The sequence below is a fragment of the Sodalinema sp. genome (genome assembly GCF_046483825.1).
Taxonomy (GTDB): domain Bacteria; phylum Cyanobacteriota; class Cyanobacteriia; order Cyanobacteriales; family Geitlerinemataceae; genus Sodalinema.
The window spans coordinates 1-8,829 of the sequence record NZ_JAWOCL010000274.1 but is presented as its reverse complement, the minus strand read 5'-3'; the positions used below and the strand labels follow the sequence as shown (position 1 = coordinate 8,829).

The following is an 8,829-nucleotide window of genomic DNA, read 5'->3' as shown; positions in this document are numbered from 1 at the left end:
GGGAACGCTATTCTTCGTCCAATATGGAAGTGGGAATGCCGGATGTGGAACTTCTCTGTCAAGCTTATGGGCTGAAGGGGATTAAAGTCACCCATACGGATCAACTTCAGGATGCGATCGCCGAAATGCTAGCCTACGATGGTGCTGTGGTGATGGATGTCCGGGTTCATCGCACGGAAAACTGTTACCCCATGGTGGCGCCGGGTAAGAGCAACGCGCAAATGCTGGGGCTACCGGAACAGAACAAGTTAGAGCGGGCCGTTGAACTCGTGTATTGTCCCAATTGCAACGCGAAAAACGCCTCAACTAACCATTTCTGTCCTGAATGCGGCACGAAGTTGTAGGGCGCGAGTGACTGGGCGCGAGTGACTGGGTGAGGGCGAGTGACTCGAAACTTGCCCTCACTGGGATGGGATGGGCGCTCAAAGCTGATGTTGATGAACAGCCGAGTCTTCCGATTCGGCTTCTAGCCCATAACTAGCAACGACTCTACGGCCCACTAACACCTTGACTCGTTTCGCCAGACGCAGGGCTTGAATGGGGGCTTCCATGAGCGGGATCACATCTTGGATGCGTTGCGCCATAGCCGGAGTTTGCACCCGGATGCAAAATGAACCCCAAAACCGGAAAACTTGACAGTTTCCCAAAAGTTTAAGCTGTTGGAGTTCCTGGGGATCTTCTCGATAAAAGTCCCACAGAAGTTGAGTGAGTTGGCTGGGACGTTTCATGGCCATAATAGATTTCTGTATTACAGTTTATGACAGGATTTTTGTTAAATCGGGAAATTTAGCAGACTTAGAGATTGCCTCTCCAAGAGAGTAAACCGAGATACGACCGACCTCATTTTCATTAAAACCTAGATCGCTCCCCAAGCGCTCGTTCATGACAAAAGACTTAACGTCTGTGGCAAAAGACGTGATAAGACTGAAAAACCTGTTAAACTCAAAAACTATCTTAAAATCGCTTAAATTCAGCAAATTGTCATGAAACGTCGAGCCTTTGTCACTCGCAGTGCCGTTAGTGCAGCGGCCGTCTCGGCCCTGGCTGCTTGTACGGAAACCGCCGGAACGGGGACTGACGCGAGTTCACTGCCCCGAGTGAACTGGCGCATGGCCACGAGTTGGCCCCTATCTCTCGATACCATCTATGGTGGCGCGGAAACCGTCTGTCGTCGGGTGAGCGAGATGACCAATGGACGCTTCAGCATTACACCCTATGCTGCTGGTGAGTTAGTTCCCGCTTTGCAGGTGATGGATGCGGTACAGGGGGGGACTGTTGAATGTGGCCATACGGCCAGCTACTACTACATCGGCAAAAACCCCACTCTCGGCTTTGCGACGACGATGCCGTTTGGCTTCACGGCTCAACAACAAAATGCCTGGCTTTATCAAGGCGGTGGCTTGGAGGCGATGCAAAAGGTCTATAGCGATTTTAATATCATTAACTTCCCGGCCGGAAACACCGGCACTCAGATGGGGGGCTGGTTTAAGCGACAAGTCAACAGTCTGGCTGATTTAAATGGCTTGAAAATGCGTATTCCGGGGTTGGGAGGAACGATTATGGCCGAGATGGGGGTGAATGTGCAGGTGTTGCCCGGTGCGGAAGTCTATCTGGCCCTGGAACGAGGTGCGATCGATGCGGCGGAGTGGGTTGGCCCCTATGATGATTTGAAATTGGGGTTACATAACGCCGCTCAATATTACTATTATCCCGGCTGGTGGGAACCCGGCGCGACGTTGGATGTGCTGGTCAATCGCTCAATGTGGGAGCGTTTACCGCCTGAGTATCAAGCGGTGTTTGTGACGGCCACGGTGGAAGCCAATATGATGATGTTGGCTCAGTATGATGCCCTCAATGGTCAGGCGCTACAGCAGTTGGTGGATGAGGGGGCTGTGTTATCGGAGTTTTCTCAGGAGATTATGGAACGGGGGGAGACGATCAGTTTCGGGATTTATGAGGAGAATGCCCGAGAGAATGACTCGTTCCGAGAGGTGTATGAGAGTTGGCTGGCGTTCCGAGAGGTGGTCTATGGCTGGCATCAACTGAATCAGTTGAGTTTTGTTCGCCATTCGTCCCGCGATCGCTCCTAAGACGACTGAGGGACATCTGGGACCTCAGCGGCTGTGTCTTCGAGGGGGGGACGTAGACTGAGATAGAGCAATAGCCCCAGGAGAGGGGTTAGGGACACGGTCCAGAAGAGTTTGCCATTGTTGAGTCCTCGTCGGGCCATGTCATCGCCGAGGAGAGCCGGAACGAGGGCGCAGAGGAGGCAAAAGTCGAGACTCATGACATGGATAAAGCGACTGGTTTGCCATTGTTGGCTGAAGTCGCTCCAATTGCCTTGACTGAGGCCAAATCCCAGTAGGGCGATCGCGGCGATCGTCAACAGTCCCCCCAAAATTCGCGAGTCCCAAAATCTCAGAAATGGGTTCATTGACCCCTCTAACTCAGGATTTGGCGATCGCAGGGCCAGATAGGGCAAAATGGCGAAAGCCCCCACGCCAAAGGAAGCAGCGGCAAACACCCAGGCACCAATTTTCTGTCCCCGTCCATCAGCAAAGAGCATGGCCCCATAGGCGAAGGGGAAAATCCCCATCAGGTTAAATAGGGCTATGATTGCCGGATTGATACCCTCCCAGTTCCCCGAGGAGAGGTTAACAATCAAATCCACCGTTTCGGGGCGATCTGGGGGCGCTAGTAGGAAGGCATAGCCGAGAAAGGCTAACCAAAGTACCGTAAAGAAGATGCGACGGGTCATGGGGGGAAGAAGGGAACAGGGAACAGGGAACAGGGAATAGGGAACAGGGAATAGGGAACAGGGAATAGGGAACAGGGAACAGGGGAACCCCAGCCCTAATCCCGATTGTGGACGGGATCAATCACTTGAGTTACTCCCATTCAATGGTTCCGGGGGGTTTGGAGGTGACATCGTAAACTACGCGATTGACTCCGGAGACTTCGTTGACAATGCGATTGGAAATCAGTTCGATGAAGTCATAATCCACCCGTGACCAATCGGCGGTCATGCCATCTTCACTAGAGACAAAGCGCAATACAATCGGATAAGCGTAGGTGCGTTGGTCGCCCATGACGCCAACACTGCGAATGGGCAGCAGGACGGCGAAGGCTTGCCAGAAGTCGTGATAGATGCCGTGGCGGTTGATTTCTTGGCGTACGATGTAGTCGGCATCTCGTAGGATTTTCAGGCGTTCTGGGGTCACTTCCCCGAGGATGCGAATGGCGAGGCCGGGTCCGGGGAAGGGATGGCGGCGGACAATTTCTTCGGGAAGGCCGATGGAACGACCGAGGTTGCGAACTTCGTCTTTGAAGAGTTTTCGCAGGGGTTCGATGAGTTTAAATTGTAGGTCTTCGGGGAGACCGCCGACGTTGTGATGGCTTTTGATTTTGACGGCGACTCGTTCCCCGGTTTTGGGGTCTACGTTGGAGTCGGCGGACTCGATGACATCGGGATAGAGGGTTCCCTGGGCGAGATAGTCAAACGGACCGAGGCGGCGGGATTCTTCCTCGAAGACGCGGATAAATTCATGGCCGATGTGACGGCGTTTTTCTTCGGGATCGGTGACGCCAATGAGTTTTTCGAGGAAGCGATCGCGGGCGTTGACGTACTCGACGGGGATATGAAACTGATCGCGAAACAGTTTAACGAGTCGTTCGGGTTCATATTTGCGCATGAACCCCTGATCGATAAACATACAGGTGAGGTTGTCGCCGATGGCCCGGTGCAGCAAGAAGGCTAGGGTGGAGGAGTCGACGCCTCCGGATAGGGCCAGAAGCACTCGTTTGTCGCCCACGCGGGCGCGGATTTCTCGGATGGATTCTTCGACAAAGGCTTCGGTGGTCCAGGTGGGTTCGCAGTCGCAGATGTGGTAGACGAAGTTACGGACGAGGGCCTGGCCTCCGACGGAATGGACGACTTCTGGGTGGAATTGTACGCCGTAGATTTGGCGATCGTGGTTGGCGATCGCGGCGTTGGGGGTGTTATCGGTATGAGCGAGAATCTCGAAGCCGTCGGGGAGATGCGTCACGGAGTCACCATGACTCATCCACATGGTTGAGTTTTGTTCGACGTTGGTGAGCAGATCTGTGGGATCGTCGATATGGAGGGCGGCTTTCCCGTATTCGGCTAACTCGGCCCGTTCGACGGTTCCCCCGAGTTGGGTCACCATTAACTGCATTCCATAGCAGACTCCTAGAATGGGAATGCCCAATTCCCAGATTTTGGGGTCACATTCGGGGGCGTTGTCGTCATACACTGAGTTGGGACCGCCCGAGAGAATAATGCCTTTGGGGTTGATGCGCTCTAGATCGGCGGCACTGGTGCGATAGGACAAGACCTCAGAATAGACTTCGGTTTCGCGAATGCGACGGGCAATGAGTTCTGAGTATTGAGACCCAAAATCCAAAATCACGATGGTTTGACGTTGGGTGTCCTGGGTGTCCGTGTCGAGTTGCGTGGGTTCTGGAGTCTGGGTTTGGGCGGTCATGGGTAGACAAGATGGGGAAGGGTGGCCGAGGATATAGCCACTCTACGGAAATGAATGGCTATCTCTACGATAAGCATCCATTCTAAGGGCAAGTGGGTTATTTTTGCTAGGGCGATCGCGGCTAAATGATGGCTCGATTCCTCGATTTGGGCGCGATCGCATTCTCCCATCGTCCGTTTAGGGTCGATTGCCCTCTAATGGGGGGGTGTCATCGGTTCTGTCTGGGTTAGGGGTTTTGGCTTGTCTTCTTGTTGTTTGACTGTTGTTAGATTGTTGTCAAAAAATAGGTTTTAAAAGATATATTTAAAAGATATATTTAAAAGACATATAAGTGCAATCCCAGGGTTAATAAAAATGTTAGTTGAGCCGTGATCGCGAAGAGATAAAACACGGTTCGAGGACGAAAGACGGATAACATTAATCCGATGCTTTTTAGGTCAACGGTTGGCCCAAAAACTAGGAAAGCCAGTAAAGCACCACTGGTAAACATGGAGGCAAAGGATAGGGCAAAAAAGGCGTCAACGGTTGAACAAATTGAGACCACTAATGCTAAAACCATCATGGTTAAAATGGGGACAATGGTTCCTTGACCTAGGTTAACAATGGTCTCCCGAGGTACAGCCGTTTGGATAATCGCCACAATCCCGCTGCCTAATACGAGAACTCCCCCCAACTCACGAATTTCGCGAATGATATTATCGACAAAAACTACAACTCGATTCGATTTTTGGGCTGTTCCTAATAACAATGTGCTCAGGTCGCCCCCCATGACGGCAGCGTTTTCTAAGGCTACGGCTTGCCCGGTTCCCAGAAAATAGGTTCCTGAGCCTAGCAACGGTGATGTCGAGTCTGCGTCGGTTTCGGGGTCAGCCAGTTGTGGCATCGTTCGCACTAATTTTGGGTGTAACATGGCCCGGATGTCTTTCTGAACACCAAAAATAACACCGACAATCGTGGCAATAATTAGGGTTAAAATAACTCGCCAAATGACCATCTCGGGGCGATCGCGGAAAGCGACCCAGGTTGACCAAATGACAATAGGATTGATGGTGGGTGCGGCGAGTAAAAACCCGATGGCCACAGCCGAGGGAACGCCTTGGGCCAGCAGTCGTCGCGCCACCGGCACATTACCACATTCACAGACGGGGAAGAGAAAGCCAATACAACTGCCAACTAAAGCGCCCAAGACTGCGTTTCGGGGCATCATCGCCACTAATTTACGCTCGTTAACGAAGGCGAGTAAGGCACTTGATAGCAAAACACCTAAGAGCAAAAAGGGGAGGGCTTCAACGAGCAAACTAAAGAAAATCGTGAAGGCGTAGTTGAGCTGATTCATACAGTCAAGGGTAAGTCGTCGGTTGTGAAGACGGTTAGGCTTGGGACTCAGATCGGCAGAAAAAAGCCGTCCCAACGGGACGGCGCTATTCTAGCAAATGGGGATCACGGTTGGTTCGCGACTAACTGGCTAGATATTCACGAACGGTTGCTCGACGGCGACGCAGATGGCTGAGGGCTTGGTGTTCGAGTTGGCGGACTCGTTCTCGGCTGAGGTTGAGTTGAGCGCCAACTTTGGCGAGGGAGAGTTCTTTCCCATCGCTCAATCCGAAGCGGAGACTGATCACATCCCGTTGTTGGGGCGTCAGTTCGGCTAACATACAATCGAGGTCTTGGCGCAACAGTTGTTGGGTGGCGAACTGTTCGGGAGAGGCGGTTTCGTCTTCGAGCAGTTCTTGCAGTTCGGTATCTTGGTTGTCTCCGACGCGCAAATCGAGGGAAATGGGCTGACGGGAGATGCTGAGATATTCTCGAACTTGGTAGGGTTCGAGTTCGAGTTCTTGGGCGATTTCCTTCATCGAAGGACTGCGACCCAGTTTTTGGGTGAGTTCCCGTTGCGCTCGCTTGATTTTGTTGAGTTTTTCGGTGATGTGAATGGGAAGGCGAATCGTCCGCGCTTGTTGGGCGATGGCGCGGGTGATGGCTTGACGAATCCACCAGTAGGCGTAGGTGGAAAATTTGTAGCCTCGGGTGGGGTCAAATTTTTCAACCCCTCGTTCGAGTCCTAGGGTTCCTTCTTGGATTAGATCGAGGAACTCTAGGTTCCGTTTTTGGTATTTTTTGGCGATCGCCACCACTAAACGGAGGTTGGCTTCGATCATCTTGCGTTTGGCGCGACGACCGCTGCGTAGGGTGTTACGCAGGGTTTCTAGGTCAAGGTCGGCCTGTTGCGCCCATTCGCTTTCTGTGGGGTCGCGATCGAGGGCGTCGCGGAGTTCGTCACGGGTTTCGAGCAATGCCATCATGGCTTGCACTTGTTTGCCCAGGATGATTTCTTGTTCATGGGTCAGTAGGGGCACACGGCCGATTTCGTGCAGGTATGTCCGCACCGTATCGGCATTCAGGGTGGGGTTGGCGGTTTTCATGTTGGTGTTGGCTGTGGGCATACGTCGATGAAAGCAACGAACGGCAACGAACGACGGAATCGGACTGACCTAAAGGTTTGATGAGTCGTGAACTTGTTAACCACTTGGCTCTAACGAGTTCAAGGGGATATACGTTGTTTACGCTGGGATGGGTTTTTCGGGTTAGGTGTTGGGAGGTGTACTTTTATGCTAGTCTCATAGGTTTGTCCTTGCATAGGTCGGAATACCTCACCTAGAGGGTCTGGTTTGGCATTGGACCTTGAGGTGTTTAACTACAGGTGCGGGATGGGTCTTTCCAGAAAACATCTTCAAGATTTTTGGGTCTGTTAGGTCGATACTAGGTCGCGACTGTGGTCTTGATGTCCCGCTGGGTGAATGTGACCTCGTTGGCGGTGGCTGAAGGTCGCCCAATCTAGGGCAATGGCTTCTCGCATTGGTTTAGACGCAAGGAAGCCAGTTTGGGTTTCGTGATTGGGTTGATTTTTGCATCTACAGCCCGATCTCGGGCGAGGAGATGGACCGGATGAGGGCGATCGCCGTAAACTTCTGTTACGTCATTGATCTCGGGGCAAGGTTCCATTTACCCTGAGTTCGTCTGGGTTTTGCCCAAAATTGGGGGGCGATCGCCGCCGCTGCTTCCTGAGAAAAATATTACAAACTATTAAGTTGTCCCAGGGATCGTTAACCTTATGCTGCACAATGACCATGATTGCAAAACGGGAATTTCTCCCGCTCATCAGTAGCAACGTGCCCAAGTCAAATGGGGCAACGCTGCTGAAGTGATGAGTCAATACAACCTTAAAATTCACTTTCCCTTCTGGAGGAATCGCACATCATGAGTATCGTCACGAAGTCAATCGTGAATGCCGACGCTGAGGCTCGTTACCTCAGCCCCGGCGAGCTAGATCGCATTAAAAGCTTCGTCACTTCCGGTGCAGCCCGTCTTCGCATCGCTCAAGTTTTAACCGATTCTCGTGAGCGGATTGTCAAAGAAGCCGGTAACCAACTCTTCCAAAAACGCCCCGACGTGGTCTCCCCCGGCGGAAATGCGTTTGGTGAAGAGATGACCGCCACCTGCTTGCGTGACATGGACTACTACCTGCGTCTAGTCACCTATGGTGTCGTCTCGGGTGATGTCACCCCCATCGAAGAGATTGGTCTCGTGGGCGTTCGTGAAATGTACCGCTCCTTGGGAACCCCCATCGGCGCTGTTGCAGAAAGCGTTCGTTGCATGAAAAACGTCGCCACCGGTTTGATGTCCGCAGACGATGCTGTCGAAGCAGCTTCCTACTTCGACTACGTGATCGGTGCGATGCAATAGAGTCGCTATTTGACTTTAATCGCTAAGCTTTCACAAACTCGCATTTCTAAATCCATCAAATTCACAACAAAACGAAAGGATCATGCAAGACGCAATCACCGCTGTAATCAACTCCTCTGATGTCCAAGGTAAGTACCTCGACGGGTCTGCCATGGACAAGCTCAAAGGCTACTTCCAAACCGGCGAACTGCGCGTCCGTGCAGCCGCTACCATCTCAGCTAACTCTGCGACCATCGTTAAAGAAGCGGTTGCTAAGTCCCTGCTGTACTCTGATGTGACCCGTCCCGGCGGTAACATGTACACCACCCGTCGTTATGCGGCTTGCATCCGTGATTTGGACTACTACCTCCGTTACTCCACCTACGCGATGCTCGCCGGTGACCCCTCGATTCTCGATGAGCGTGTGCTGAACGGTTTGAAAGAAACCTACAACTCTCTGGGTGTTCCCGTGGGTTCTACGGTCCAAGCCATCCAAGCCATGAAAGATGTCACCGCAAGCCTCGTCGGCCCCGATGCTGGTAAAGAAATGGGCGTGTACTTCGACTACATCTGCTCCGGCTTAAGCTAGGCATCTCTTCCGATC

General features: G+C 52.4%; 9 protein-coding genes. 4 read left to right on the top strand and 5 right to left on the bottom strand.

What is annotated here, in order from left to right:
- Window positions 1-344: zinc-ribbon domain-containing protein (locus R6U67_RS17435; protein ID WP_410253726.1), on the top strand; the 344-nt coding region annotated here is incomplete at its 5' end.
- 78 nt (window positions 345-422) lie between these two features.
- Here the strand turns inward: R6U67_RS17435 and R6U67_RS17430 are convergent.
- Window positions 423-728, bottom strand: coding sequence for a hypothetical protein (locus tag R6U67_RS17430; RefSeq protein WP_140409147.1), 306 nt, complete (start codon window positions 726-728; stop codon window positions 423-425).
- A 255-nt stretch (window positions 729-983) separates the two neighbouring features.
- On the opposite strand from R6U67_RS17430, the gene R6U67_RS17425 reads away from it, so the two are divergent.
- A complete protein-coding gene (locus R6U67_RS17425) occupies window positions 984-2,090 on the top strand; it encodes a TRAP transporter substrate-binding protein (RefSeq protein ID WP_410253725.1) in 1,107 nt (368 codons plus the stop codon).
- Here the strand turns inward: R6U67_RS17425 and R6U67_RS17420 are convergent.
- The 4 genes from R6U67_RS17420 to R6U67_RS17405 all read right to left on the bottom strand — a co-directional run bounded on the left by R6U67_RS17420 (window position 2,087) and on the right by R6U67_RS17405 (window position 6,946).
- Entirely contained in the window at window positions 2,087-2,758 is a 672-nt protein-coding gene (locus R6U67_RS17420; RefSeq protein WP_410253724.1) for a DUF2834 domain-containing protein, read from the bottom strand. The two genes, R6U67_RS17425 and R6U67_RS17420, sit on opposite strands and share 4 nt — an antisense overlap.
- A gap of 130 nt (window positions 2,759-2,888) precedes the next feature.
- Window positions 2,889-4,505 carry a glutamine-hydrolyzing GMP synthase gene (gene guaA / locus R6U67_RS17415; RefSeq protein ID WP_410253723.1) on the bottom strand — a complete coding sequence of 539 codons (1,617 nt, stop codon included), beginning with the start codon at window positions 4,503-4,505 and terminating at the stop codon, window positions 2,889-2,891.
- Window positions 4,506-4,821: 316 nt separating this feature from the next.
- On the bottom strand, window positions 4,822-5,841 hold the full coding sequence (locus R6U67_RS17410) for a permease (RefSeq protein WP_410253722.1): 1,020 nt from the start codon (window positions 5,839-5,841) through the stop codon (window positions 4,822-4,824).
- A gap of 121 nt (window positions 5,842-5,962) precedes the next feature.
- The gene (locus R6U67_RS17405; RefSeq protein WP_410253721.1) at window positions 5,963-6,946 is read right to left on the bottom strand and encodes an RNA polymerase sigma factor, RpoD/SigA family; all 984 of its coding nucleotides are present in this window, start codon (window positions 6,944-6,946) and stop codon (window positions 5,963-5,965) included.
- A gap of 814 nt (window positions 6,947-7,760) precedes the next feature.
- On the opposite strand from R6U67_RS17405, the gene apcA reads away from it, so the two are divergent.
- Complete coding sequence (apcA, locus tag R6U67_RS17400) at window positions 7,761-8,246, top strand: allophycocyanin subunit alpha (RefSeq protein WP_410253720.1); 486 nt, start codon at window positions 7,761-7,763, stop codon at window positions 8,244-8,246.
- 82 nt (window positions 8,247-8,328) lie between these two features.
- On the top strand, window positions 8,329-8,814 hold the full coding sequence (gene apcB, locus R6U67_RS17395; protein WP_170189776.1) for an allophycocyanin subunit beta: 486 nt from the start codon (window positions 8,329-8,331) through the stop codon (window positions 8,812-8,814).
- Window positions 8,815-8,829 lie beyond the last annotated feature (15 nt).

Coding starts and splice junctions, on each gene's coding strand:
- R6U67_RS17430 (WP_140409147.1), bottom strand. CDS start 728: ATGAAACGTCCCAGCCAACTCACTCAACTTCTGTGGGACTTTTATCGA.
- R6U67_RS17425 (WP_410253725.1), top strand. CDS start 984: ATGAAACGTCGAGCCTTTGTCACTCGCAGTGCCGTTAGTGCAGCGGCC.
- R6U67_RS17420 (WP_410253724.1), bottom strand. CDS start 2,758: ATGACCCGTCGCATCTTCTTTACGGTACTTTGGTTAGCCTTTCTCGGC.
- guaA (WP_410253723.1), bottom strand. CDS start 4,505: ATGACCGCCCAAACCCAGACTCCAGAACCCACGCAACTCGACACGGAC.
- R6U67_RS17410 (WP_410253722.1), bottom strand. CDS start 5,841: ATGAATCAGCTCAACTACGCCTTCACGATTTTCTTTAGTTTGCTCGTT.
- R6U67_RS17405 (WP_410253721.1), bottom strand. CDS start 6,946: ATGCCCACAGCCAACACCAACATGAAAACCGCCAACCCCACCCTGAAT.
- apcA (WP_410253720.1), top strand. CDS start 7,761: ATGAGTATCGTCACGAAGTCAATCGTGAATGCCGACGCTGAGGCTCGT.
- apcB (WP_170189776.1), top strand. CDS start 8,329: ATGCAAGACGCAATCACCGCTGTAATCAACTCCTCTGATGTCCAAGGT.